The 24473-nt window shown below is 58.5% G+C and carries 25 protein-coding genes and 1 tRNA gene; 17 read left to right on the plus strand and 9 right to left on the minus strand.

Annotation, left to right across the window (positions count from 1 at the left end):
* Positions 1 to 9: 9 nt before the first annotated feature.
* From minD to ACM561_RS14360, 3 genes are all read left to right on the plus strand, one after another.
* Positions 10 to 828, plus strand: a complete 819-nt coding sequence (gene minD, locus ACM561_RS14350) for a septum site-determining protein MinD (protein WP_425905865.1) — start codon at positions 10 to 12, stop codon at positions 826 to 828.
* Entirely contained in the window at positions 825 to 1106 is a 282-nt protein-coding gene (minE, locus tag ACM561_RS14355) for a cell division topological specificity factor MinE (RefSeq protein ID WP_425905867.1), read from the plus strand. Before minD ends, minE begins: the two co-directional genes overlap by 4 nt.
* A 791-nt stretch (positions 1107 to 1897) precedes the next feature.
* The gene (locus tag ACM561_RS14360; protein ID WP_425905868.1) at positions 1898 to 3082 is read left to right on the plus strand and encodes a 6-phosphofructokinase; all 1185 of its coding nucleotides are present in this window, start codon (positions 1898 to 1900) and stop codon (positions 3080 to 3082) included.
* A gap of 259 nt (positions 3083 to 3341) precedes the next feature.
* On the opposite strand, the gene ACM561_RS14365 is transcribed toward ACM561_RS14360, so the two are convergent.
* Positions 3342 to 3746: a hypothetical protein gene (locus ACM561_RS14365; RefSeq protein ID WP_425905870.1), complete on the minus strand. Its 405-nt coding sequence runs from the start codon at positions 3744 to 3746 to the stop codon at positions 3342 to 3344.
* Positions 3747 to 3907: 161 nt separating this feature from the next.
* Here ACM561_RS14365 and ACM561_RS14370 point away from each other — a divergent pair, with 161 nt between their 5' ends.
* Positions 3908 to 4531 carry a hypothetical protein gene (locus tag ACM561_RS14370; RefSeq protein WP_425905872.1) on the plus strand — a complete coding sequence of 208 codons (624 nt, stop codon included), beginning with the start codon at positions 3908 to 3910 and terminating at the stop codon, positions 4529 to 4531.
* A 724-nt stretch (positions 4532 to 5255) separates the two neighbouring features.
* Here the strand turns inward: ACM561_RS14370 and ACM561_RS14375 are convergent.
* Positions 5256 to 6455 carry a pyridoxal-phosphate-dependent aminotransferase family protein gene (locus ACM561_RS14375; RefSeq protein ID WP_425905874.1) on the minus strand — a complete coding sequence of 400 codons (1200 nt, stop codon included), beginning with the start codon at positions 6453 to 6455 and terminating at the stop codon, positions 5256 to 5258.
* A 346-nt stretch (positions 6456 to 6801) separates the two neighbouring features.
* Between ACM561_RS14375 and ACM561_RS14380 the strand changes: the two genes are divergently transcribed.
* The 3 genes from ACM561_RS14380 (at position 6802) to ACM561_RS14390 (ending at position 7917) form a co-directional block, all read left to right on the plus strand.
* On the plus strand, positions 6802 to 7071 hold the full coding sequence (locus ACM561_RS14380; protein WP_425905876.1) for a hypothetical protein: 270 nt from the start codon (positions 6802 to 6804) through the stop codon (positions 7069 to 7071).
* Between the two features lie 125 nt (positions 7072 to 7196).
* The gene (locus ACM561_RS14385) at positions 7197 to 7388 is read left to right on the plus strand and encodes a hypothetical protein (RefSeq protein WP_425905878.1); all 192 of its coding nucleotides are present in this window, start codon (positions 7197 to 7199) and stop codon (positions 7386 to 7388) included.
* Positions 7389 to 7482: 94 nt separating this feature from the next.
* Complete coding sequence (locus tag ACM561_RS14390; RefSeq protein WP_425905879.1) at positions 7483 to 7917, plus strand: HIT family protein; 435 nt, start codon at positions 7483 to 7485, stop codon at positions 7915 to 7917.
* A gap of 63 nt (positions 7918 to 7980) precedes the next feature.
* Here ACM561_RS14390 and ACM561_RS14395 read toward each other — a convergent pair whose 3' ends face one another.
* From ACM561_RS14395 to ACM561_RS14410, 4 genes are read right to left on the minus strand one after another with little or no spacing between them, the layout of a single operon-like run.
* The gene (locus ACM561_RS14395) at positions 7981 to 9240 is read right to left on the minus strand and encodes an adenosylmethionine--8-amino-7-oxononanoate transaminase (RefSeq protein ID WP_425905881.1); all 1260 of its coding nucleotides are present in this window, start codon (positions 9238 to 9240) and stop codon (positions 7981 to 7983) included.
* On the minus strand, positions 9237 to 9878 hold the full coding sequence (gene bioD / locus ACM561_RS14400; RefSeq protein ID WP_425905883.1) for a dethiobiotin synthase: 642 nt from the start codon (positions 9876 to 9878) through the stop codon (positions 9237 to 9239). Before bioD ends, ACM561_RS14395 begins: the two co-directional genes overlap by 4 nt.
* On the minus strand, positions 9875 to 11011 hold the full coding sequence (locus ACM561_RS14405) for an 8-amino-7-oxononanoate synthase (protein ID WP_425905885.1): 1137 nt from the start codon (positions 11009 to 11011) through the stop codon (positions 9875 to 9877). Before ACM561_RS14405 ends, bioD begins: the two co-directional genes overlap by 4 nt.
* 43 nt (positions 11012 to 11054) lie before the next feature.
* Positions 11055 to 11348: a Dabb family protein gene (locus tag ACM561_RS14410; protein WP_079447473.1), complete on the minus strand. Its 294-nt coding sequence runs from the start codon at positions 11346 to 11348 to the stop codon at positions 11055 to 11057.
* Positions 11349 to 11582: 234 nt separating this feature from the next.
* Here ACM561_RS14410 and ACM561_RS14415 point away from each other — a divergent pair, with 234 nt between their 5' ends.
* From ACM561_RS14415 to ACM561_RS14440, 6 genes are all read left to right on the plus strand, one after another.
* Complete coding sequence (locus tag ACM561_RS14415) at positions 11583 to 12560, plus strand: NUDIX hydrolase (RefSeq protein WP_425905887.1); 978 nt, start codon at positions 11583 to 11585, stop codon at positions 12558 to 12560.
* Between the two features lie 51 nt (positions 12561 to 12611).
* Positions 12612 to 13595: a quinolinate synthase NadA gene (gene nadA / locus ACM561_RS14420; RefSeq protein WP_425905889.1), complete on the plus strand. Its 984-nt coding sequence runs from the start codon at positions 12612 to 12614 to the stop codon at positions 13593 to 13595.
* Positions 13592 to 15121, plus strand: a complete 1530-nt coding sequence (locus ACM561_RS14425; protein ID WP_425905891.1) for an L-aspartate oxidase — start codon at positions 13592 to 13594, stop codon at positions 15119 to 15121. Before nadA ends, ACM561_RS14425 begins: the two co-directional genes overlap by 4 nt.
* Positions 15122 to 15139: 18 nt before the next feature.
* Positions 15140 to 16003, plus strand: coding sequence for a carboxylating nicotinate-nucleotide diphosphorylase (gene nadC, locus ACM561_RS14430; protein ID WP_425905892.1), 864 nt, complete (start codon positions 15140 to 15142; stop codon positions 16001 to 16003).
* A 799-nt stretch (positions 16004 to 16802) separates the two neighbouring features.
* Positions 16803 to 17156 (plus strand): PRC-barrel domain-containing protein, encoded by a 354-nt coding sequence (locus tag ACM561_RS14435; protein WP_425909762.1) that lies wholly within the window; start codon positions 16803 to 16805, stop codon positions 17154 to 17156.
* 622 nt (positions 17157 to 17778) lie between these two features.
* Complete coding sequence (locus tag ACM561_RS14440) at positions 17779 to 18999, plus strand: GGDEF domain-containing protein (RefSeq protein WP_425905894.1); 1221 nt, start codon at positions 17779 to 17781, stop codon at positions 18997 to 18999.
* A gap of 112 nt (positions 19000 to 19111) precedes the next feature.
* Here the strand turns inward: ACM561_RS14440 and rpoH are convergent, their stop codons facing one another.
* On the minus strand, positions 19112 to 20011 hold the full coding sequence (rpoH, locus tag ACM561_RS14445; protein WP_079447673.1) for an RNA polymerase sigma factor RpoH: 900 nt from the start codon (positions 20009 to 20011) through the stop codon (positions 19112 to 19114).
* 215 nt (positions 20012 to 20226) lie between these two features.
* The gene (locus ACM561_RS14450) at positions 20227 to 21288 is read right to left on the minus strand and encodes an RluA family pseudouridine synthase (RefSeq protein WP_425905896.1); all 1062 of its coding nucleotides are present in this window, start codon (positions 21286 to 21288) and stop codon (positions 20227 to 20229) included.
* Between ACM561_RS14450 and ACM561_RS14455 the strand changes: the two genes are divergently transcribed.
* The 4 genes from ACM561_RS14455 to ACM561_RS14470 all read left to right on the plus strand — a co-directional run bounded on the left by ACM561_RS14455 (position 21287) and on the right by ACM561_RS14470 (position 23426).
* On the plus strand, positions 21287 to 21619 hold the full coding sequence (locus ACM561_RS14455) for a hypothetical protein (RefSeq protein WP_425905898.1): 333 nt from the start codon (positions 21287 to 21289) through the stop codon (positions 21617 to 21619). The genes ACM561_RS14450 and ACM561_RS14455 overlap by 2 nt on opposite strands.
* A 54-nt stretch (positions 21620 to 21673) precedes the next feature.
* Positions 21674 to 21748: transfer RNA gene (locus ACM561_RS14460), tRNA-Glu, on the plus strand.
* Between the two features lie 99 nt (positions 21749 to 21847).
* Entirely contained in the window at positions 21848 to 22024 is a 177-nt protein-coding gene (locus tag ACM561_RS14465) for a hypothetical protein (protein ID WP_425905900.1), read from the plus strand.
* 50 nt (positions 22025 to 22074) lie between these two features.
* A protein-coding gene (locus ACM561_RS14470) for an IS3 family transposase (RefSeq protein WP_425905397.1) occupies positions 22075 to 23426 on the plus strand; the annotation gives its coding sequence in 2 pieces (ribosomal slippage) (positions 22075 to 22411 and positions 22411 to 23426; 1353 coding nt in all).
* A 412-nt stretch (positions 23427 to 23838) separates the two neighbouring features.
* Here the strand turns inward: ACM561_RS14470 and ACM561_RS14475 are convergent.
* The gene (locus tag ACM561_RS14475; RefSeq protein WP_425905902.1) at positions 23839 to 24414 is read right to left on the minus strand and encodes a recombinase family protein; all 576 of its coding nucleotides are present in this window, start codon (positions 24412 to 24414) and stop codon (positions 23839 to 23841) included.
* Positions 24415 to 24473 lie beyond the last annotated feature (59 nt).

Here is a 24473-nt window from a genome sequence, read left to right on the forward strand (position 1 = left end):
GAGGCCATGATGGCCAAAGTCTTGGTCGTAACGTCAGGCAAGGGGGGCGTTGGCAAAACCACGTCCACAGCCGCGCTTGGTGCAGCGCTTGCGCGGGAGGGAGAGAAAGTCGTCGTCGTCGATTTCGACGTCGGTCTCCGTAACCTGGATCTTATCATGGGAGCGGAGCGCCGTGTTGTCTTCGACCTCGTCAATGTGGCGCAGGGTATTGCAAAGCTCTCGCAAGCCCTCATCCGCGACAAGCGACTCGAAAGCCTCTGGTTACTTCCTGCGTCGCAGACGAGGGATAAGGATGCCCTGACGGACGACGGCGTTCGCGACATTATAGCCGATTTGCGAACGAAGTTCGATTGGGTGATTTGCGACAGTCCCGCCGGCATCGAACGTGGTGCAACCCTGGCGATGCGCTACGCAGATGAAGCCATTGTCATTACAAACCCTGAAGTCTCGTCTGTTCGCGATGCCGACCGCATCATCGGCATGCTTGATTCCAAGACTGTCAAAGCGGAGGCGGGCGAACAGATGAAGAAGCACGTCTTGATCACCCGCTATGACATGGGGCGAGCGGCACGCGGCGAAATGCTCAGCATCGACGACATTCTTGATATCCTCGCGATTCCGCTTCTTGGGATTATTCCTGAAAGCCAGGATGTCCTGCGAGCGTCGAACGTCGGCTCTCCAGTCACGTTGAATGACGCTGCGAGCATGCCCGCGCGGGCCTACACAGACGCAGCCCGGCGCCTCAACGGCGAGACGATCGCTATGATGGTGCCGACTGAGCAACGCAGACGCTTTATGGACCGGCTACTTGGACGGAGGGCAGCATGAGCCTGAACCTTCTGCAGTTCATTCGCCGCCGCACCGGTTCGGCGCCGGTTGCTCGGGAAAGGCTACAAATTCTACTGGCGCACGAGCGTGGGTTACGCAGCCAGCCTGATTTACTTGGAGTCTTGCGAGATGAGATTCTCGCCGTAGTTTCGCGACACGTCGTGCTGAACCCCGAAAAGGTGGTTGTCCGAATGGACAGAGGGGAAACCGTGTCTACCCTCGAAGTTGACATTGAACTTCCGAATGGCTTTGACAAGCGGATCGCGGTCGCCAACTGACCAGGTTCGGTCCCCGAAAGAATTCCTTGGAGGCGTCCGTTTGCGCAGCCCCGTGAAGTGGGCAGAACAATCTCAGTTGTCTACATCAGGAACCATTCTCATACGTGGAGATACGACATGAATCTTCTCATTCCGCCTCGCCATAGGGAGTTATTCCCGTCGTTGAAAAATCAGATCGCGAACGAACACACTAAATACGGTCCAATAACTTGGAACGGATATCTTCGCGTCCAGACCGACGATCAAGAATTGATCGATGAACTCAAACAGAAGCTGGACGCTCAACCAACGTAAACCTAACCCGCCTCAGCCTGGCTTTCTCTTCGGGCGCGACCGAGCATACCGCCCAAGCGATTTCACCATCAGGAAACCCGGGCACGCGTATGAGACGTTGTCCGAGCCGTCAACGCGAGATGCTGTAGGCATCACGTAGGACGTTCTGGTCGGAGCTAAAAAATGCATCAACGATTTCACGTTCGAAAATCCGGCCAATAACTGGTTCACACTCGTCACCACGAGAGCGCCAACAAGAACAATTATTCATCCCGGCTACCGCATGAAGCCAGAGCATGTGTGGCCCCAACGAAGAGGCAGACGGTTCTTTTTCCGCCAGTTTGGCACGGCGCATTAACCGCTGAGGGGCGCTGGGCGCCGTGATGCTGCCCTATTCCGAGCTGGAGGTGGTTGCGAGACACCGATTCGCTGCTAAAGCGTTCTCGTAGCGCAGGCCGGAAGCGGCGGGTAAAGCACGCTACGCGCTGGTTATATGAGACACACCATGGGAGGTGGGCGTGGCTAGAAAACGCATTGGCATTCTCACCGGCGGCGGCGACGTCCCCGGTCTCAATGCAATCATCAAGACCGTGACTTATCGCAGTAGTGAGAACGACGTCGAGGTCGTGGGTCTCCGCCGTGGCTGGGAGGCCTTGACGCATCTGGACCTCGATGACCCGACAAGCAGGTCTCGCTATCTCATACCGTTGAGCCGCGACAACACACGCACCATCGACCGGCGCGGCGGCACCGTGCTGCACTCGAGTCGCACCAATCCGTCCAAAATGAAAAAATTGCCCGACCATCTGGTTGGCACTGACCTTCCGTTTTCCGTCAACAACGGCGACAGCGAAACCAAGACCTGGGACCTGACCGGCCAAGTGCTCGCTAACTTGTCAGGACTTGGCATAGAGCATCTGATCGCCATAGGCGGCGACGACACGCTCAGTTATGCGGCCAAGCTCGACGAAGTCGGCGTCAAGATCATCGCCATCCCAAAGACCATGGACAACGACGTTCGCAATACCGAGTACTGCATTGGCTTCTCGACGGCGATCACGAGAGCGAGCGATGCCATTCAAAGGCAGCGCACAACTGTCGGATCGCACGAGCGCATTGGCATTTTCCGGGTGTTCGGCCGCGATGCCGGGTTTTCGGCGCTCTTTACCGCGTATGCAACCTCAATCCGGTGTGTCATACCGGAGTACAAGGTCAATCTCGACAAGCTGATTCAATTGCTCCTCGAGGAGAAGCGAGCCAACCCAAGCAACTACTCGCTGATCGTACTCAGCGAAGGCGCCGAGTGGGAGGGCTACAAAGTACAGGAATACGGCGAGCCTGACCCCTACGGTCATCGCAAGAAGGCGAGCGTCGCCGAAGCGCTTGCCGACGAGATCAAGCGGCGCGCCGGCGAAGAGACGATCGTATCTGACCTGACCTATGATCTGCGATCGGGCGATCCGGACTTCGTGGATAAACTCGTCGCTTTGACTTTCGGCAATATGGCTTTTGATGCAGTCCTGGAAGGCAGGACGGGCCTGATGTCAGCGCTGGTCGAGGGCCGCTACGACTTGGTGCCGATCCCTGAGGCCAAGCTGGGGCCGCGCAAGTTGGAGGTGGCTAGCACATACGATATCGAACGCTATCGTCCTCTCTACGCCGGCAAACGAGGGCTACCGATCTTCCTCAACCGCGCGTCATGAAGTGGCAGGTGGCATCTCCGCGACATCCCCCATGGGGCCCACCTCGGAAGTAGTGCCCGGAAAGATGCGCCTGCTGACGTGGAGTTAGGCCACGAGATCGAACGCACGACACTCGGCACCGTCACGATTAACGGAGAGACCTATGAACGTAGATTTCGGTGGTGGGCTTCGGTTCGATCGATCGCTTGAGGTCGCCGAGGGACCTTAGGTTAGCACTCATGGGAGCGGTTCGGACTCGCTCTGAGCTATCTTTGCGACTTCATTCAGAATTTTCCCCTTTCAGTTTTTTCTTACGGAATTCTTCAATGGCCTCCTTGAGGCCCGTGTTCGGCACGTTACGGACTCTGTCAAATTTGCTTGCTGTGCTGGTAGCCTGTTTGATGACAGCATCAACGCGATTGAAGGACCTCACCAAATCCACGAACCCGCGAAGATCCAAATCCATAAGCTGCTCGCTCTGCCTAGTAGCTTCCTCCTGGATTATGATAGACAAAACATACAATTCTTTGATCTTCGCCTTTAACACGTCGATCGCTTTCTCGACAGCATCCGCCGCCTTGGCGCCCAAACTGCTCATCGCTTCACAACTTTGACTGAGCACGGAGATGGCAGCAATATAGGCGTCTAGGCATGCGATCGCTTCACTAATGTTCATCAGCTGCATGAGATCCCCCGATCGATAAATTTCTATCAGCCAACCAAGCGGTCAGAATGGAAAACTCCAAATTTGTCTGTGGAGAAATCGAGAACTGCGAACTGTGGCGAGCCGGACCAATAAACTAGTATTGATTCGGGATCGGTGCATCGTGATCGTTGGAGAAGCGGATGCCCAGATCGATTGTTAAATCATCGCGGCGGCTGCGCTCAGATCTTACCCGACTTCTGGGCGACGCCCCGCTGGTCGGGGACGAGAGGCAGGAAGACTACGACGCATTCTATCAGGCTATCGTCAGCACGACGTCTCAGCCTGATGTGATCAACAAGCTTTATCTGAAAGATTTTGTGGATTTGTCTTGGCAAATCCGTCGCGAACGTTTGATTTTGGCTGACATGATCAAACTCTTCCAAAAGAGAATTGTTCTTCGCCTATTGAAGGAAACACGTAGCCCGTCTGATCAGCCACCTGGAATCTCAACCGCAATTTTTCGCATTTTTGGCGCCGACAGCGAGGCACAGAGTTGGCTAAGCGACCCGGTCGCCCGGAAGAAAATCGACGCAAACTTGAACGCGCGAGGCTACTCACCTTCCAACATATTGGCCCAAGCCTACCTCGAAGGCGCAACAGAGATCGACGCGGTGGAACAGCGAATTGCGTCCTACGAAATCCGAAGATTGATGGCGCTTCGGGAAATCGAACGTCGTAACGAGAAATCTGCACGACAGTTGAAAAAATCAACAGCCTACCTGATTGAGGGTGAATTGGGCGCATTCAAAGAGGCAGCGGAGTAACTTACCATGGCCTCGGCCCGACAGATCGCCGCTAACCGAAAAAATGCCCAAAGAAGTACCGGACCAATTTCTCAAGCCGGCAAAACACGGGCAGCGAAGAATGCACTTCAGCACGGATTGGCGCGCACCGACTCAGCATTCAGACACGAGATCGAGGAATTCGCGCGCCTTCTTTCGAAGGAAACGAACCAGGACGATCCCACGTTCGCCAGCGTTGAAGCCGCCCACGCGCAGTTGACCCTTCTGCAAGTGAGGAAAGTTAAGGCTGCAATATTCGATCGCTTTTTCAAAAGCGATCGAACGCTTGACGACAGCATTCGGCTGAACGCGGAATTGAGGAAGATCGAAAGATACGAAAAGCGCGCCTTTTCAAGGCGTAAACGAGCAATGCAACATCTTTAATTCAGCAGAGCGAAGCCAATTTTCATGAGTGAAATCAAAACTGGTTTGTGGATTTGCCGACAGGATGGTTTGTGCGGCCGCCTAAAAAAGACCATGCATTCCTCCGCCAAATGTCAGCCTTGGACATCTCGGCTTCGCTCAGGAGGAGGATACGGAGGGGGTGAACAGTCGGGGGAGCGATACCGCCTTTGAGAGCGGAGAGACGATCTCCGTTGACGGACGTGAGGGCGACTACGTGCCCGCTCTTTCGTTTATGCTGTTTCCCTCAAAGATCGTCGGAGCGCCGCATTGTAGCGAGCCCCGACGATCGAAGTGGTTCTAATCAAGCCACGACAGCTCTCAACATCGGCGAAGCCTCGCGCCCTTTGAGCACCTCCATCGCCGCAGCGACGCCGCCCGCGCGATACGGCACCTTGGCGATGTCTAGGCTCATCTCGATGCCTGCCAGGGCTCCCATCAACATCAGGTCGTTCTGATGGCCGAGATGACCAATGCGGAAAGCCTTGCCCTTGATCTTGTTGAGGCCGGCGCCGAGCGACATGTCGAAATTGTCGAGCACCACCTTGCGGAACTCGTCGGCGTCGTGTCCGTCAGGCATCATGACGGCTGTCAGCGCCGGCGAATAGGCGTGCGGATCCTGGCAGACGAGGTCCAGCCCCCACGCCTTCACGGCAGCCCTCGTCGCAGCGCCGTGACGCTTGTGGCGAGCCCATACATTCTCCAGACCCTCCTCCTCCATCATGGCGATCGCGACCTTCAGACCGTAAAGGAGATTGGTGGCCGGCGTGTAGGGAAACGAGCCCTGCACGTTGTTGGCTATCACCGGATGCCAGTCCCAATAAGCGCGCGGCGACGTGTTGGACTTTGAGGCGGCCAGCGCCTTTTCAGACACCGCATTGAAACCGAGACCGGGCGGCAACATCATGCCCTTTTGGGAACCTGCGATCGACACGTCGATACCCCAGGCATCGTGCTCATATTCCAGCGCGCCGAGGCCGGAGATGGTATCGACCAGCAGCAGCGCCGGATGTTTGGCGCGGTCGAGGATTTTGCGAACCTCAAGGGGATGGGTGACGCAGCTCGTGGACGTCTCATTGTGCACGATCATCACGGCCTTGATCTTGTGCTCCCGATCGGCCTTGAGCCGCTCCTCGATCAAGTCCAGGGGGGCGCCGCGCCTCCAGTCGGTCGGCAGCACATCGACATCGAGCTTGAACTTGTTGGCCATGGTAAGCCATAGCGTCGCGAACTGGCCGGTCTCCGCCATCAGCACTTTATCGCCCGGCGACAATGTGTTGACGATCGCGGCTTCCCAGGCGCCCGTGCCCGACGACGGATAGATGATGACCGGCTGCTTGGTGCGGAAAATCCGCTTGGCGTCGGCCAGCACCTCATGGCCCAACACTGCGAATTCCGGACCGCGATGATCCAGGACGGGCATATCGATGGCGCGCTGCACGCGGTCAGGCACATTGGTTGGGCCTGGAATCTGAAGAATATGTCGTCCTGTGTGCAGCGTCATCTGGGAGCGTCCTTTCCGGGGATTTGTCGTATTGCAGGTCGAATACCACTATCCGGCGGCGTTGTCCCGCGCTCGCACGCCCCGCCAATATTCAAGAATGCGGCCAATACCTGCCGGACCGCCCTCGGGAGACCCAGTTCGAGCCGCCCCGTCCGTCGCGCGCGATGAGTCCCCCCCAGTCCGCCCAGAGTTCCTCTGCCTCAACCCCTGGGGCATTGACAGCGGCTGAGGCCGGCCCGAACATGGAACCAGCCCACAACAGTTTCTCATTTCTGCTTTTACAGATATCTCCAATAAGCTGTACGCAGGATTCGACGTTCTATCCGCAGCACAGGAGATAGGTCCGATGATTCTCTTCAATATTCTGCCGGCGAGGGTTTTGGCAGCCGTCGTGGTTTCACTGGCCATCTCAACGTCCGCAGGGGCAGGGCATCGTCACCACAAGCACCACCACCACACCCATCCGGCCGAGACCAATATCTACCTCCACAACTACGGGCCTGCCGTCACGCCGGACCAACCCTTCGCCTATTACGACGGACCGGTCAGCGTGCGCTGCAAACAGAGCGCCGCCCCATACCAAGGGCAGGACGGCCGCTCGCATCCCTGCAATTGACTGCGTGGTGCGAGGGAACGCTCACCGCGTGCAAGCGCGTCGATCGGGCAAAACCGTGCGTGGCGTGATCGCAAGCCTCCGCGTTAGTATGGGCTCACGGGCAAGAGGAGACGACAAGGCCTCCCATGGATGAATCGGACGATGGATACGACTACAAGCGCTATCGAGACCTTCTCGCCGAGGCGACGGATGAATCAAAGCGGCTGGAGTTGATCGACTTGCTGATCAAGGAAGGCGCACGGGATCAACTTACGCGCGAGCGGATCAGACGGCTTGGCCTAACAAAGCTGATGGATCGGCCGCGCAATCGGGAATAGGGCCAGCGCGGCGAAATCCGAGGGTAGCGGTTGCGCCGGCATTTGCCGAGCAGAATGCGGCTAAAAGCAGCTTGAACAAGCCGGGATAGACCGAATGAGATTAGTGCCAGCCTACGACGACCAGAATATTTTCGCGAAGATTCTTCGCGGCGAGCTGCCGTGCTTCAAGGTTTACGAGAATGCGCATACATTCGCGTTCCTTGACATCATGCCGCGCACGCCGGGCCACACGCTGGTGATCCCGAAGGCCCCTGCCCGCGGGATCTTCGACATTTCAGCGGATGATCTGGCGGAAGTCGCGCGAAGCAGCAAGACGATCGCGGTGGCGGCCGTGAAGGCCTTCGACGCCGAAGGCACCATCATCCAGCAGTTCAGCGAAGCCGTCAGCGGACAGGTGGTGTTTCACCTGCATATGCACGTCATACCGATGAAATCGGGAGTGGCGCTTCTGCCGCCCCTGAGCCAGCAGGAGGACGTCAAGGTGCTCCAGGATCACGCGGCCCGGCTGATCGCCGCGCTCGGCTCTTAGAGAATTTTCGCTTCTGATTGAATAAGAAGCGAAGCTGTAAAACGCTCTAACGATGTCGCCTGATCATCCGGTCGCGTCAGCAATCTCGCCGATCGCATTAAAAACGCTGTCGAGTTCGTGCGGCGTGCTGCAGTAAGGCGGCATGAGATAGATCGTGTTGCCCAGCGGCCGGACCAGCAGCCCACGGCTAAGAAAGCTGCCGTAAAGGCGCGGCCCGATGCCGGCTAGATAGCCAGCGTCATCCGCGACGACATCCAGCGCTGCGATGGTTCCGATCTGACGGACGTTGATAAAACGCCGATCCTCGCGAAAGCGGTCAAGACCGCTGGTTTGCGCGCGCGCCACGGCAGCGATGCGCTCCATCACGGGTTCGCGTTGCCAAATCTCCAGATTCGCGCAAGCGGCCGCACAGGCGATCGGATTCGCCGTGTAGGAGCTGGAGTGAAAAAAAGTCTTGCCGCGATCCGTTGAATAGTGAGCATCGAAGATATCCGCGCGGCACAGTGTCGCCGCCAACGGTAGAGAACCGCCGGTCAGGCCCTTGGAGTAACAGGCGATATCGGGCGTCACGTTGGCCTGCTCGCAGGCGAAGAGCGTTCCGGTGCGACCCCACCCCGTCATGACTTCGTCGGCAATGAACAGAACGCCGTGAGCCTCGCAGATCCGCTTCATCTCCGCCAGAACCGAGGCCGGATAGATCAGCATACCACCGGCACCAAGGATCAGAGGCTCCACAATCAGCGCCGCGGCGCCGGTGTTCCGGCACGCCATCGTGATCGCATCCAGCGTGGCCTGCTCACGACCCTCGGAGGGAAAGGGGATCCGCTCCACATCAAACAGCAGCGGATCGTACGGCGCGTTGAAAACCCCTCGTTCACCCACCGACATGCCGCCGATGGTGTCGCCGTGATAGGCTCCTTCGAGGGCCAGAATACGACTGCGCTGCTCACCCCGGTTCCGCCAGAAACCGAGCGCCATTTTCAGCGCAACTTCCACCGACGTTGAGCCGCTATCGGAAAAGAAAACGTAGTCGAGTCCGCGCGGCGTGATCGCAACAAGCTGCCGCGCGAGCCTTTCGGCCGGTTCGTGGGTGAATCCGGCAAAGATCACCTGATCGAGACGGTCGGTCTGATCCTTAATCGCCTGCACGATATGCGGATGACGATGACCGTGCGTCACCACCCACCAGGAGGATATCGCATCGAAGATGCGGCGGCCGTCGACGGTTTCAAGCCAGGCGCCCTCGCCCCTAGCGATCCGTATCGCCTCCGACTGCAACGCGTGCTGGGTGAATGGGTGCCAGACGGGAGATGCCGGATTCATCGTACCCGCTCTTTGGCGAAATCGCCGATATCAAAGCCGTCGGCAAAAGTCTTACGCAAGGTAGCGCGGGTCAATGGCGTCACATAACCCAACCGGCCCAGACGTTTCACCTTTCCCATATCGATGATGATCCGTTCGGTTTCGGCGTTCTCGTCTCCGATGAAGCTAACGCCGAGTATCGTAACGTCGCGCGCGCGCAGCGCTTCGATCGACAACAGGCTGTGATTGATGGTGCCAAGAGTCGTTCGGGCGCAGAGCACCACCGGCAGGCGCCACCTCGCCATGAGATCGAGATAAGTGACATCGCGCGTCAGCGGAACCAGCAAACCGCCTGCTCCTTCAATCACCAGGGGACGATCCGCGTTCGGCACCTCCAGCGTCCGGTGCTCGATGGTTACTCCGTCTAGCTCGGCGGCGAAATGCGGAGACGCCGGCGTCCGCAACCGATAGGCCTCCGGTAATACGCGCTCGGGCGCGAGTCCCGACAGACGCAGCACGGTTTGCGAGTCGGTTTCCTCGTCCAGTCCCGACTGGATCGGCTTCCAGTAATACCCGTCGAGAGCCCCGGCAAGCGCAGCCGAGAAAACCGTTTTTCCGACGCCGGTATCGGTCCCGCTGACGACGATCCGCGCGCTCACGCAGCTAACCGCATGTCTTCTGCCAAAGCCGCGAACAAGTCCGCGACGATTGTCTCGTTGACATGGAGCGTCAACGCGATGCGCAATCGCGCCGTGCCTTCAGGAACCGTCGGCGGGCGGATCGCCCGTATATCGAAGCCTCTGCGCTGCAACGAGGCCGCCAGCTCCACCGCCGCCTGATCGGCACCGACAATCACCGGAATAATCTGCGAGCCCGATGGCTCAATATTGCAGCACCGGCGCAGTTCGTTGCCGGCAAATTGCACCAGATGCGCCAAGCGCTCACGCCGCACGGAATTGGTGTGAGAAAGTTCGAGCGCTGCGCGCGTTACCGCGGCGGTAAGAGGCGAAGGCGCGGTGGCATAGATGAACGGCCGTGCGCGATTAATCAGGAAGTCGCGGATGATCTTCGGCGCAAGAATGAAGCCGCCCGACGTTCCGAGCGCCTTGCCGCACGTGTGCAGCGTGATGACGTTGTCGCGTCCTTCGAACGGCGCGGCAAACCCCCGCCCCTGCGGCCCGAGCACGCCGGTCGCGTGGGCTTCGTCGATCACGACCATTGCCTCATGCCGGTCGGCGACCGCGAACAGTTCAGCGAGTTTCGGGCTGTCACCGTCCATGCTGTAGAGGCTTTCGACCGACAACCAGGGCCGCCCCTTGCCGCCGGCCCTGCGCCATTTCACGATCGCCGCATCAAACGCATCGGCATCGTTATGCCGGACGCCGACGGATTCAGCGCGGCCAAGACGAACGCCGTCATGAACGCTGGCGTGGATCAGTTCGTCATGCACGACGAGATCACCGCGCTGCGGCAGCGTCGAGAAGATGGCGAAGTTGGCGACGTAGCCGCCGCCGAAATAGAGCGCTGATTCAGCGCCGAAGAAAACTGCCGCTTCGCGCTCCAGCGCTTCGTGTTCAGGATGATTGCCGCGCAGCAGGCGCGATCCACCCGACCCGACAGGCACTCCTCGCGCCAGCGCATCCACAGCAGCTTGTCGCAATTCCGCAGATTCAGCCAGACCGAGATAATCGTTCGATGCGAGATCGATGCCCGCGCGCCCGCGCAACGTCCGGAGACGACCCCTGTCCGCGAGCGACTGTAAATCTTTCGTATAAATCCCGTGCATCGTCATGTGTTGCGCTTAACCTCGCCAGCGGCGATAGCCCCGCTACAAGCTAATCGGCCGGCACATCGTAATCGGCTGCAAATCGCATGTCCCGAAGCGGCTGCACCCGCTTCGTCGATGCCTGGTAGAGATCATGCGCCTTGTAGGCTGCGAGTTCCGCCTCGCTGTCGAACTCGCCATAAACCACGACGTCGATGTCGTTGCCGAGCTGATCGGTCTTTCGGTTGCGCGCCACCTCGAGCCGGCGCGCGTGCGGGATTGTGGCAAGCGGCGACAGGCCATCGATTATCTTGTCGATATCGCCCTTGTCTTTCGCGGTGAATAAAACGATGTGACGAATCATGGCTGGCCGTAGGGCAGAGAGAGGGTGATCCAGGCCGCATGACTATCTTGCGATCAGGTCCAACGCAACGCTCACGACGCAGGGCACGATATCCGATGCAGGGAGCAGCATTTCACGAGCCGGGACATCCTGTTGAATGTTCCGCGAAATACTGCCCATATGAGCTTTCTTCAATGTCCGCACCGGACGCACCAGATCTCAGTGCATGAGCACGTTCGATGATGGCCGCTTGCGATGAATGATCCGCTTGTCAAATCCAAGGTGCCCATGCATTCGGCGTCTCCTGCCTCCCCGCAGGCAATTGCGGCAGACCTCATTGCGCTACTAGTGGCGGTGACTGCCGGAGATCCCCGTGTTCTGACAATTCAGGATCAGAATGCGTTGCCATCGGGTCCGTTCGAACTGGCTCATCGCTCTCTGCAATCGGGATTGCGGGCTTGGGTCGAACGCCAGACAGGGCTGCCGTTAGGCTATGTCGAGCAGCTTTACACCTTCGCGGATCGTGATCGCACCGGCGCCGCCGACCAGCGCGTCATCTCAATCAGCTATCTCGGCCTCACCCGCGAGCAAGCCGGGTCCAACCAATATGAGACGAGTTGGCGCAGTTGGTATGATTATTTCCCTTGGGAGGACCATCGCCTCGGTACGCCAATGATGGAGAAAACGCTGCGATCCGGCCTCGCGGCGTGGATCGCAGCAGCACCGGACCGGACAGCGCGAAATAATCGCCGGCAGCGAGCGGCGAGGCTGTTTGGTTTGGACGACCACATCTGGAACGAGGAACTCGTCCTGCAAAGGTACGAGCTTATGTACGAGGCACGACTGATCCCGGAAGCCCTCCGCGGCGATGGACCGCCCGCTTCGACGGCCGCGTCCGTGCCGGGTGATCCCATGATCCTCGACCATCGACGGATTCTGGCAACCGGCATCGCCAGACTTCGCGCCAAGATCAAATACCGCCCCGTCGTATTCGAATTAATGCCCGAGACGTTCACATTGCTGCAATTGCAACGGTGCGTTGAAGCTCTGGCGGGAAAACTTGTGCATAAACCGAATTTTCGTCGTTTGATCGAGCAGCAGGAGCTGGTGGAGGATACCGGCGAAACCAGCCAGGAGACCGGGGGACGGCCAGCAAAACTTTTCCGTTTCCGCCGCGCCGTGTTGGCTGAGCGTGCGATTGCCGGGACCAAATTACCCGTCTCGGGGACTTGACAACACTTATACTCAACATCAGTATAATAGGCGTCCGAGTGGAGTATAGTCATGTCGTCCGTTTTGGAACTGCGGCCATCGGCCCGAATCTATCCCAAAGTGCGGCACGCGATCCCCCGGATCGAATGGCCCGCTTTCGCCGAGGACGTTGATGCGATCATCGAGCTGAAGAAGCGCCGCAACGCAGTCGTGCTTGCGCATAACTATCAGACGCCGGAGATCTTCCACGGCGTGGCCGATATCGTTGGCGACAGCCTCGCGCTGGCCCGCAAGGCAACGGAGGTGGAAGCCGACGTGATTGTGCTCGCCGGGGTGCACTTCATGGCCGAAACAGCCAAACTGCTGAATCCGTCAAAAACGGTCTTGATTCCTGACACTGGCGCCGGCTGCTCACTCGCCGACTCGATTACACCCGAAGACGTACGACTTCTACGGAAAACCTATCCCGATACTCCGATCGTCACTTACGTGAACACCTCGGCCGCGGTGAAGGCCGAGTCGGACATCTGCTGCACGTCAGGCAATGCAAAGGCCGTTGTCGAGTCCCTCGGCGTCGAACGTGTCATCATGCTGCCCGACGAATTTCTGGCGAAGAACATCGCTGTCGAAACCCACGTCAAGATCATCGCCTGGACCGGGCATTGCGAAGTGCACGAGCGCTTCAGCGCCGACGAGGTGCGGCAGTTGCGCGACGATTACCCCGGCGTGGTCGTGCTGGTACATCCGGAATGCCCGCCGGAGGTTGTCGCGGAAGCCGATTTCGCCGGATCGACCGCCGCCATGGCTTCCTATGTCGCGACCCGACGGCCGCCTCGGGTCGTGCTCCTGACGGAATGCTCGATGAGCGACAATGTCGCAGCTGATCATCCTGGCCTGGAATTCATTCGTCCCTGCAATCTGTGCCCGCATATGAAGAGGATCACGCTCGGTAATATTCGCCACGCGCTGGAGACGATGCAGCACGAGGTCACAATCGACCCGGGCATCGCTGCGCGCGCACGCCTCGCTGTCGAGCGAATGCTATCTGTCGGATGACCGCGCTGCATGACACCAACGGCGCCGCGGTCGTTATCGGCGGCGGCCTTGCCGGCCTGATGACAGCGCTCGCGCTGGCGCCGCGACCGGTGCTGCTTTTAAGCAGCGCGCCGTTGGGCCTCGAGACATCGAGCATCCTCGCACAAGGCGGCATTGCCGCGAGCATCGGACCGGACGACAACGCATCGCTGCATCTGGCCGATACCCTCGCCGCCGGGGACGGGCTTTGCGACCAGCGCGTTGCTGCGACGATCCTCGCCGCCGCGCCGGCTGCGATCGAGCGGCTTATGCAGCTCGGCGTAGTTTTTGATCGCGATACCGACGGCAACCTCGCGCTTGGCCTTGAGGCAGCCCACTCGCGCCGCCGGATTGTCCATGCCGGAGGTGATGCGAGCGGCCACGACATCATTCGTACACTGGTCCGTAAGGTCTATGAGACGCCTTCGATCACTGTATGCGAGGCGACCAGCGCACGGCGTTTGATCGTCGAGGACAATACGGTGAGAGGAGTCGTCTGCCAGACCGAGCGTGATCTGGTTGCTTACGCCACCGGTCACATCGTCATCGCGACCGGAGGCATCGGCGGATTATTTCTGCACGGAACCAATCCGGCGGGATCGTGCGGGCAAGGACTAGCGCTCGCGGCGCGCGCCGGCGCCACCATGGCCGATCTTGAATTTATCCAGTTTCATCCGACGGCGCTCGATACTGGCTCCTTCCCGCTGAAACTGATCAGCGAAGCGGTGCGCGGCGAAGGTGCGACTCTCATCGACGAAAACGGCGATCGTTTCATGGCGGATACGCCGGGCGCGGAGCTTGCGCCGCGCGATGTCGTCGCGCGCGCCGTCTGGCAACATATGGCCGCAGAACATCGGGTATTTCTCGATGCGCGGAACCTCCGAGGGATCGACTTCACCCGACGTTTCCCGGCGATCACCTCGTTTTGTCGCAATGCAGGGATCGATCCCCTGACACAGCCGATCCCGGTTCGTCCCGCCGCGCATTATCACATGGGTGGAATCTCCGTCGATAAACACGGAAGAACATCCGTTGAAGGTCTCTGGGCCTGCGGTGAGGCCGCTTGCACCGGCCTTCATGGGGCAAACCGGCTCGCGAGCAACTCGCTTCTGGAGGCAGTCGTGTGCGCCGGTCTGGTCGCTCAGGATATTGCCGCCATGGCGCCTGCGAAACGACGTCCCCCCAGAATGACGGATGCAGGCGCCGGCTGCGATCCGACCTTGATCCGGCCGATTCTGTCCCACGCCGCCGGAGTTTTGCGAGATGGCGACAAGCTGCGTGCAGCCGCGCGCGCGCTCTTACCGCTCGCCACCTCCCATCAGGCAGCAGGCGACCCAGCCATCGTCGCCCTGATGATCGTGATCTCGGCGCTTCGCCGTGAAGAAACCCGCGGCGCCCATGCGCGCACCGACTGTCCCGAGCGAGCAATCCGAGCGACGCGAACGACATTGCGTCTTTGCGATGCGTTCGACGCTGCACAAGACTGCGTTCCCGATTTGGTTAGTTAGCTCGTACGCAAGGACACAATGTCGCCCCCTGCCCTCCCGCGCATCATGATCGAACCACTGGTTCGTATGGCCTTGCTTGAAGATATCGGCCGCGCTGGCGATCTCACGACCGACGCGATCGTACCAGTTGACCACCGGGCCACGACCCATATTGTCGCTCGCCAGCGAGGCACCGTTGCCGGGCTCGATCTTGCTCGGCTCGCCTTCGAACTCATCGACCCGGCAATCCAGATGCGTATCGAGCACGAAGACGGTGCGGTCGTCGAGCCCGGTGCGGTGATCGCGACCTTGTCGGGTCCGGCGCGGGGGATTTTGACAGCGGAACGGGTCGCACTGAATTACCTGTGCCGTTTGAGCGGAATCGCCACGGCGACAGCGTCCGTTGCCACCGCGATTCAAGACCACAAGACGAAAGTGGTCTGCACGCGCAAGACGACGCCGGGATTACGCGCGATCGAAAAGTACGCGGTCCGCGTCGGCGGAGGCAGCAACCACCGGTTCGGTCTCGACGATGCGGTTCTCATCAAAGACAATCACGTTGCCATCGCCGGCAGCGTCACCGAAGCGCTGAAGCGCGCAAAGAACAGCGTCGGCCATCTCGTCAAGATCGAGCTGGAAGTGGATACGCTCGATCAATTGCGTGAAGCACTCGATCACGGCGTCGATGCCGTACTGCTCGATAACATGACCGCCGAGACGCTCCGGGAAGCCGTTGCGATGGTCGGCGGTTGCGCCGTAACCGAAGCCTCCGGCCGCATTACGCCTGCGACGGCGTCAGCGATCGCTTCAACGGGCGTCGATCTCATTTCGATCGGCTGGCTCACGCACAGCGTCGGCATTCTCGACCTCGGCCTTGATTTTCAGGACCAAGCGAGCGCTTGATCCAACGTCGAGTTGCGAACGGAGATGTCGGCGGCTGATAAAGCCCCCGCAGGTAATCAATACTGGTTAGCCCAACCAGACAGTGTTACTCAGGTCGCTAAAGCCACGAACTCGTCCATGCGCCCGGTTTAATTCGAAGGCGGTCGTTTCCGAAAAGGATCCGCTGCTTCATCGTGCCCGTGACGGCTACTAATGAACATCAGGGCCATTAATCCACATCCGATGACAATCGAAAAGAACGTGCCAAGGCCAAGCGCGATCCAGCCATGTTTTCCTATCTCGACGTCGGAGGTCTGATTCAAGATCAAGATCATCCACACGCCCGTAGCTATCAATATGCCTGTCAGCGCAATTATAATGGCGATTCTCCCTTTGCCCATACTTTCCATCGTCGTGCCTTTCCTTTTGTGAGTCTGGCCCGAGCCAACTCCGCCGAAGTCTGTTAAATCCCACGCTACCAGCCAGTATATGGGGCGTCGCACTCATCTCGTTGTCGCGCATTCTGCGCAAAATCCAATGCTAGCCCCAGAGAATGCTAGCCCCAGAGAAGGTCTTCTGCATGCCGTTCTAGCAGATTTAAAAGTGGAACGCTCCCACGAATGATGCATAACAAATATATCTTTACATGCATCCCCAAATAAAGGGAACCCTGCAGAAACCAAGTATTGTCAAATCGCTTTTTTGTCGCGCTGCTGTTTCTCTTGTTTAGCCAGCAGCTTGGCAGGGTTTTAAACGGGAGAGGAACATTCGGTGTGGCCGTCGCTTTTATTCCCACCGAGCGAAGGAGAAGCTGATGGCTATGGATGGAAACACTGAAAACCTGATCCCGAGCGATAAGCAGTCTGGAAAAGCTGTCTATGGTGCCGAAGACAAGAAGATTGGTTCGATCGAATGCGTGATGGTCGACAAGTCCAGCGGGCAACCAGCCTACGCTGTTTTAAGCATCGGCGGATTTCTCGGTATGGGCGACGACCATTACCCAGTGCCCTGGAAGTTGCTCAGATACGACTCGGAGTTCGACGGCTATCGCAGCGACATTAGCGGGAACCGGCTGAAAGGAGCCCCCAAGCATGGCTCTGAACTCTTCGACTGGACGGCTCGCCGTGCAGAACTCGACGACTACTATAACGACGAAGTGATACGCCCCGGCTGAGTGGGCAATCGTCCGTACCGATTGCAACTCAGAGGCAGCTCTAACCTGCAGTCTCATCACGAACGAGCGGACACCCTCTTTTTGGCTGTAACTGGCGCGCTTGTCGCCGGACCGCTTGAACGAGGAACCCTGCTACGCCGCGTGAGTTAACTGGCTGGACGGGCTAATTGCCTCTATCCCTCGTCCGCTCCTGGCCCGTCGGTGTACCCCCTTCACCGGCGGGCTTTTTGAATCGGGAACGCCTTTCCCAGGTCGAAACTCCGGACAAATTCAGGCTGATTTACCCTGACGAAAGTCGGTTGGGTGTCCGGTGATTTCGCGAAAGGCAAACTTAATAAGGAGGGAAGTTTAAGGAGGTACCCAGAAGGCGTCCGTCCCATGATCGGCGGACTCTACCAGATTTGGCGGAAATTCAGAGGAGCGGGTTACTCAGCGTGCGAACGAATCGCGCGAGACATCGAGCCGGGGACAAGCCACCCGGCGTTCATTATTTCAAAACCATGGATAAGAGTCTTCTCGTCACGGTGAGCTTCCATTAATCGCTACCGTTGCACGCTATCGAAAAGACGGAAAGTCGCAAGGAACACCGGGGAAGGCGGAGCGGCGCGGCTCCGGAATTGCTATGCTGAGCGTGCCGACACTGTGGGTGGTGTTTATCGTGAACTTCCTGGCGTTGGGCCTGGTCTGGACCTACGTCATGCGGAGCTATCCGACGCTAGCGGCTGCGCCATACTGGGCGGCGGCGTCCTTCGTCGCCGCTTTTTTTACCGCAGTACCCGTACTGCGCCATCACGTCGATTCAATCCTGCCCCTGGTGATCGGTGGCGGCGGGGTGATCTTCGCCATCTGCCTCTGCACGATGGGAATCCGCCGCTTCTACGAGCAACCTGTCTCTTGGCAAACAACCTTTGTCACGGTCGGTGTGAGCGTCGCCGGACTCTCCTTTTTCGTATATGTGCGCGACGACATGCAGATGCGCATTTTCATCTACTCAGCGGCTCAGGCGATACCGATCGCCCTGACGTTGAAAATGGTGCTGTCGCGCAGGGAGGGCCGCATCAATTCGGGAGCCCAGCTCGCGGGAATTGTTGGCGTACTTATCATCGGCATCACCGTGATCAGGTCGGTCTGCGCATTTTTCCAGATTGGCAACGGAATGTCCTTCGTCAACTTCAACGGTCTTCAGGCTGCCTTGACGTTAGGCCTCATGTTCCTGTCGATGGCCTGGAACTTCGGGTTCATTTTGATGGCGATTGAGCGACTGCGCAGCGAGGTTGTCGACCTTGCGCTTGTGGATGATCTCACCGGTGTCGCTAACCGGCGGCAGCTGCTCGGACGGCTGGAGGAGACATGTGCACTGTCGCAGCGCAGCGGCGAATCTTTCGTGATCCTCGTGGTCGACCTCGACGGCTTCAAGCAGATCAACGATACCCACGGTCATGCAGCCGGCGACGCCTGCCTGCGGCATTTCACGCTGATGACGCAGATGCAGTTGCGGCCCGGAGATCTGCTGGCGCGTACCGGCGGTGACGAATTCTGTATCTTGTTACCCGCCACAACGCTGGGAGAAGGTGCGGAGATTGCGCGGCGCGTGCTGAATGCCTGTCGCGAAGACGCCGCCGGATGCGCCGGCGCCGATGTTCCCATCGCGGCTTCCATCGGGCTTGCTCAATGGACACAGGAGATTGGAGCCTGTTCGGAGCGTCTGCTCGCCGCCGCCGATCAGGCGCTCTATGCAGCCAAGAACGAGGGGAAAAACCGGTATGCGTCATGCGGAGACATTGCACCGCCGATTGCCCCGGATTTGCTGTCGCAACAGATTCTGTGGAATCAAAAGGCATAAGCAGCGTTGAAGACTGAAGCGCTGGCTTCCGGGCCACGAACAGCAGGCCGCGAACAAACAAAAAGGGCCGGCGTCGCCGCCAGCCCTCATCTCAAAACGGAAGCTTCCAGCTTTAGCGGGCGGCTTCCATAGCAGCTTGTTCCTGCCGTGCGATCGAGGTCTTCACCGCAGACTGAACCTTCTCGAAGGCGCGAACCTCGATCTGCCTTACGCGCTCACGCGACACATTGAACTCGGCAGCGAGATCTTCCAGCGTCATCGGCTCATCTGCGAGGCGTCGGGCCTCGAAGATGCGGCGCTCACGCGGATTAAGCACGCCCATTGCGCCGGTCAATGCGCGACGACGATGATCGAACTCCTCATGTTCAGCCAAGATGGCTTCCTGAGTAGGCGAATGATCGACGAGCCAGTCCTGCCATTCGCCAGCCTCGCCATCATCACGAATCGGAGCGTTGAGCGATGCATCGCCACCAAGGCGGCGGTTCATGTCGACGACGTCCTGTTCCGTGACGCCAAGACGCTTGGCGATGAGCTTGACCTGATCCGGACGCATATCGCCTTCATCAAGTGCGGAGATCTTGCTCTTCGCCTTCCGCAAGTTGAAGAACAGTTTCTTCTGGTTCGCGGTTGTGCCCATCTTCACGAGCGACCACGAACGCAGGATATACTCTTGTATTGACGCTTTGATCCACCACATCGCATATGTGGCGAGGCGAAAGCCCTTTTCGGGCTCGAATCGCTTCACCGCCTGCATCAGGCCGACGTTGCCTTCCGAAACGACTTCCGATATCGGCAGGCCGTAGCCTCGATAGCCCATGGCAATCTTAGCCACGAGCCGCAGGTGGCTGGTCACGAGATGATGCGCCGCGTCGCGGTCGTCATGTTCGCGCAAACGCTTCGCGAACATATACTCCTCGTGCGGTTCCAGCATCGGAAACTTGCGGATCTCCGCAAGGTAACGAGAAAGTCCCGATTCTCCGTTGAGAACCGGCAGGGTAGCAGTACGGGCCATGGTTGCGCCCTCCACTTGGTTCAGGCCCCCGATAGCGGCGAGCCTGGCAGGCAGTCTCTTGTGTTAAAGCTGACTACGCTGCGATGTTCCACGTTGGATGTTCAACGCAGGTGCAGCATATACTAGGCGGGTCAAAAAAAGAAGAACAAAAAGTGATTACGTTTTCGTGATAGTGAATCAACTGTTTGGTATGATTGTGTTTTTTGAAATATGCGTCATTCCGCCGCCGCTAAAGCCGATCGAAGTAAAAACAGGTCCTCCGGCAACCCTGCTTCCCAGCGGAGAATTTCTCCAGTCCGTGGATGTTCGATGACCAGAAGGGACGCGTGAAGCGCCTGCCGCCCGAGAGTGGTTAGGGCGGCCGAGGCCCGCGGCCCCAGATGATTGGCCTTGGTCTTGAAATGCGATCCATAGACGCCATCACACATCAGAGGGTGGCCGGCGTCGGCGAGATGTACCCGAATCTGATGTGTGCGGCCGGTGGCGAGTTGGCAGGCGAGGAGAGCGGCCACCGGTTTTCCGTCCCGGCCGTTGAAGGCCTGCAGTACCTCCCAGTGGGTAATCGCTTCCCGCCCGCCTGCACGTACGGCCATCTTTTCGCGTGCGTAAGGATGCCGGTCTATCGGAGCGTCAACGGTACCGTGGGGGCGGTTCGGCAATCCCCAGACAAAAGCCAGGTAACCGCGTCGCATCGCTCCCGTGCGTCCGTGATCCGCAAATTGCGCGCTCAGCGACTTATGTGCGGCGTCATTCTTGGCGGCTACCATGAGGCCGGTGGTGTCCTTGTCGAGTCGATGTACGATGCCGGGCCGGCAGACGCCGCCGATGCCGGACAGACTCTCCCCGCAATGCGCGATGAGGGCGTTGACGAGCGTCCCGGCCTGGTGGCCTGCACCGGGATGAACAACCAGACCTTTCTGCTTGTTAATGACGATGAGATCGTTGTCCTCGTAGATGATATCCAGCGCGATGGCCTCGCCTTTCGGTTTGGCCGATATTGCCGGGGGCACGAGGATTGTGATCGTATCTCCCGGAGCGACATGATAAGCCGGGTCGCAAACACGAGCCGGGCCGATCGCACTCTCGGCAGCAGAAACTTTTTTCACAACACTGACGCAGCCGGCGAGAATCAGGGATTTCAGGCGTGATCGCGACAAATCGGGACTGTGAACGGCAAGGACGCGGTCAAGGCGCACCGACCCCTCGTCGCCGGTGACAATGATGTCCAGCCTTTGATCGTGATCCGATGATGAGCCTTCAAGAGCCGAGCCTTGCATGACCGAGACTTTAAACCCTGAGCCGACGCCGGAACAGGCCGCGCTGTTCGCGAGGGTTCGGCGGATGATGTTGATCGCTGGGCTGACCACAGCCCTCGCCGTTGGAGCCGTCCTGGTCGCCATCGGCTATCGTTTTTTCCGCGCTGAGGGAAGCAGGCCGGTGGTCGACGTCACCGCGACCCTGCCGAAGGACGCAAAGATCATCGCGACTGCGGTTACAGGTGACCGATTGGTGGTGACCCTCGATCTCGGCGGTTCCGTCCAGATACGGACGTTCGATCCGCGTACGCTGCGGTCGACCGGAACACTGAGTTTCGCACGCGAGCCCTGATATCCTGAGGTACCTTGCAGCGTATCGATTTCGGGGTTATTGCCTGTCCAATACGCTCCCTTCGTCTAGCGGTTAGGACGCGGCCCTCTCAAGGCTGAAACAGGGGTTCAATTCCCCTAGGGAGCGCCATGCATCATCTAAGCCATTGAAAAGCTGAAAACTCTAAGCAATCATGAGCTTAGAGAGGCCGCCTTGCTACACAAACGTAGCCCACAAAGGTGGTCCACAATGGCGGCTTTGAGTTACATGCAGCGACGTGCATCCGGCATCTACGAGTTCCGAAAGCGTCTGCCGGAGGCGCTGGCTGGGAAGCCCGTGCCATTTCACATGCGCGATGACTTTCCCGATCTGGTCAACGCAAAGACCCGTTGCTGTCCGGGATCAGCGCCTATGGCACAGAATTGAAGGTATGATTTAAGGAGAGTTCGGTTCTCGTCGATGACGAAGGAACGAACATGACTACGAAGTCTCGCAGCAGGAAAAGTTCTGCCGAACGGGTTGTCAAAGACATTCGCCGCGCCACCCGGCGCCATTTCTCGGCGGAAGATAAAATCCGGATTGTGCTTGATGGCTTGCGCGGTGAAGACAGCATCGCTGAACTGTGCCGCAAGGAAGGGATCGCTCAGAGCCTTTACTACGTCTGGTCGAAGGAGTTCATGGAGGCAGGCAAGCGGCGGCTGGCCGGTGATACGGCGCGAGCTGCGACAAGTGGTGAAGTGCAAGACCTTCGCCGTGAGGCGCATGCCCTGAAGGAGGTGGTTGCCGATCTGACGCTGGAGAACCGTCTGCTCAAAAAAAGCATGATCGCGGATGGGGGCGAAGGCGAATGAGATATCCCGCATCCGAAAAGCTTGAGATCATCAGGCTCGTCGAGCAATCGCATCTGCCGGCGAAGAAGACACTCGACAAACTGGGCATTGCACGTCGAAGCTTCTATCGCTGGTATGACCGTTACCTTGAGGGCGGGCCGGAAGCGTTGGAAGATCGTCCTTCCCGGCCAGGTCGCGTGTGGAACCGCATCGATGCCGATATCCAGGGTCAGATCATCGAGATGGCGCTGGAGCAATCCGAACTTTCATCGCGCGAACTGGCAGTGCGCTTTACCGATGAGAAGCGCTACTTCGTCTCCGAAGCCAGTGTCTATCGCCTGCTCAAGGCCCACGATCTCATCACCAGCCCAGCCTTCATTGTGGTCAAGGCGGCTGATGAGTTCAAAGACAAGACGACAGCACCCAACCAGATGTGGCAGACCGACTTCACCTACTTCAAGATCATCGGCTGGGGGTGGGTGTATCTGTCCACCGTACTCGATGACTTCTCTCGATATGTCATTGCCTGGAAGCTGTGCTCGACCATGCGCGCCGAGGACGTCACCGATACGCTCGAACTGGCCCTTGCAGCTTCAGGCTGCGACAACACCAAGGTGTTGCACAAGCCCAGACTGCTCAGCGACAATGGTCCCAGTTACATCGCCGCCGAGCTTGCCGAATGGATCGATGCCAACGGCATGAGCCATATCCGCGGCGCACCGCTGCATCCGCAAACCCAAGGCAAGATCGAGCGATGGCATCAAACCCTCAAGAACCGCATCCTGCTCGAGAACTACTTCCTGCCCGGCGATCTCGAGTGTCAGATCGAGGCATTCATCGAGCATTACAATCATCGCCGTTATCACGAGGGCATCGGCAACGTCACACCCGCCGACGTCTACTTCGGACGTGCACAATCCATCATCAAACAGCGTGAAAGGATCAAACGACAGACAATCAAATATCGGCGCTTGCTCCACCGCAAAATCGCCGCTTAACATCAACCAACAAATGAGGCCCGCTCTCCGCTAAATCTCGCCGCTCTTTGCGCCAAATGTTTTGATGACGGACAGTCGGGAGAAAGAGAGAATGCATATCCAGTCGGTGCAACGCGCTCGTTGCGTATCTCAATGTGACTCGAAGCAATGAAAATTGTGGCCAAGCTGGTCGAATTCGAATGCATTGGTGTTGGTACTCCAAAAATCAGCGTTACAGAATGCATGCGGTGTGTATGAAATTGAAGACAAAAAGTCAATGCATCACGATAACACAAAATGAAAGAAGTGCCTGTGCCCCAGTGGTTATCTCCCCTATCTCTGCCCTATCTCTGTCTCTATGTCCGCCCTATCTCCGTCTCTATGTCTGTCCCATCTCTGTCTCTATGCTTGTCCCATCGGTAGGCTCTATATCCTAGCAGGTGTGAGGTGACGTGCGCGATGATGGTCCCTCATCACGGCATGCCTTGCCGTCTCTGATCCGAAGCACGGTACCCACTCCCACTTCGAGGTCACGCCCTAGCTTGATACCGTCTGCCTTGGCCCTCGCAAGCCCTGCCATGACCCGCTCTCGGATCATCGAGCGTTCGAACTCGGCGAACACCCCAAGCATCTGAAACATAGCCCGGCCCGAGGGTGTGGATGTGTCGAGGCCTTGCTGATGCAGGAAGAGGTCCACTCCCTTTGCATGTAGGTCTCGTAGTACGTCTAGAAGGTCCGTGAGGGATCGTCCCAAGCGATCCACCGACCATGCCGCCACCATGTCCACCTCGCGGCGGGCTACTGCCTTCATGAGTGCGTCGAGGCCGGGCCGTTGGTTGCGTCCCTTGGCTCCCGAGATGCCCGCATCCTCGTAGACTGCGGTAACCTCCCAGCCGTGCCGCTCCGCTACCGCTTGTAGCTCAAGGCGCTGGTTGCCAGTGTGCTGCTCTACGGTGCTCACGCGAACGTAAAGGGCAACACGCCGAGTGAAGGGGCTTCGTGAATGCATCTCCATGCTTCCTCTATGAGTGAAGGATGGAAACGATTCTGAATCCCGCGAGTCCGAAA

It is taken from the genome of Nitrobacter sp. TKz-YC02 (genome assembly GCF_049852135.1).
Taxonomy (GTDB): domain Bacteria; phylum Pseudomonadota; class Alphaproteobacteria; order Rhizobiales; family Xanthobacteraceae; genus Nitrobacter; species Nitrobacter vulgaris.

Coding starts and splice junctions, on each gene's coding strand:
- minD (WP_425905865.1), top strand. CDS start 10: ATGGCCAAAGTCTTGGTCGTAACGTCAGGCAAGGGGGGCGTTGGCAAA.
- minE (WP_425905867.1), top strand. CDS start 825: ATGAGCCTGAACCTTCTGCAGTTCATTCGCCGCCGCACCGGTTCGGCG.
- ACM561_RS14365 (WP_425905870.1), bottom strand. CDS start 3,746: ATGCAGCTGATGAACATTAGTGAAGCGATCGCATGCCTAGACGCCTAT.
- ACM561_RS14370 (WP_425905872.1), top strand. CDS start 3,908: ATGCCCAGATCGATTGTTAAATCATCGCGGCGGCTGCGCTCAGATCTT.
- ACM561_RS14375 (WP_425905874.1), bottom strand. CDS start 6,455: ATGACGCTGCACACAGGACGACATATTCTTCAGATTCCAGGCCCAACC.
- ACM561_RS14380 (WP_425905876.1), top strand. CDS start 6,802: ATGATTCTCTTCAATATTCTGCCGGCGAGGGTTTTGGCAGCCGTCGTG.
- ACM561_RS14385 (WP_425905878.1), top strand. CDS start 7,197: ATGGATGAATCGGACGATGGATACGACTACAAGCGCTATCGAGACCTT.
- ACM561_RS14390 (WP_425905879.1), top strand. CDS start 7,483: ATGAGATTAGTGCCAGCCTACGACGACCAGAATATTTTCGCGAAGATT.
- ACM561_RS14395 (WP_425905881.1), bottom strand. CDS start 9,240: ATGAATCCGGCATCTCCCGTCTGGCACCCATTCACCCAGCACGCGTTG.
- ACM561_RS14405 (WP_425905885.1), bottom strand. CDS start 11,011: ATGACGATGCACGGGATTTATACGAAAGATTTACAGTCGCTCGCGGAC.
- ACM561_RS14410 (WP_079447473.1), bottom strand. CDS start 11,348: ATGATTCGTCACATCGTTTTATTCACCGCGAAAGACAAGGGCGATATC.
- ACM561_RS14415 (WP_425905887.1), top strand. CDS start 11,583: ATGAATGATCCGCTTGTCAAATCCAAGGTGCCCATGCATTCGGCGTCT.
- nadA (WP_425905889.1), top strand. CDS start 12,612: ATGTCGTCCGTTTTGGAACTGCGGCCATCGGCCCGAATCTATCCCAAA.
- ACM561_RS14425 (WP_425905891.1), top strand. CDS start 13,592: ATGACCGCGCTGCATGACACCAACGGCGCCGCGGTCGTTATCGGCGGC.
- nadC (WP_425905892.1), top strand. CDS start 15,140: ATGTCGCCCCCTGCCCTCCCGCGCATCATGATCGAACCACTGGTTCGT.
- ACM561_RS14435 (WP_425909762.1), top strand. CDS start 16,803: ATGGATGGAAACACTGAAAACCTGATCCCGAGCGATAAGCAGTCTGGA.
- ACM561_RS14440 (WP_425905894.1), top strand. CDS start 17,779: ATGCTGAGCGTGCCGACACTGTGGGTGGTGTTTATCGTGAACTTCCTG.
- rpoH (WP_079447673.1), bottom strand. CDS start 20,011: ATGGCCCGTACTGCTACCCTGCCGGTTCTCAACGGAGAATCGGGACTT.
- ACM561_RS14455 (WP_425905898.1), top strand. CDS start 21,287: ATGACCGAGACTTTAAACCCTGAGCCGACGCCGGAACAGGCCGCGCTG.
- ACM561_RS14450 (WP_425905896.1), bottom strand. CDS start 21,288: ATGCAAGGCTCGGCTCTTGAAGGCTCATCATCGGATCACGATCAAAGG.
- ACM561_RS14465 (WP_425905900.1), top strand. CDS start 21,848: ATGGCGGCTTTGAGTTACATGCAGCGACGTGCATCCGGCATCTACGAG.
- ACM561_RS14475 (WP_425905902.1), bottom strand. CDS start 24,414: ATGCATTCACGAAGCCCCTTCACTCGGCGTGTTGCCCTTTACGTTCGC.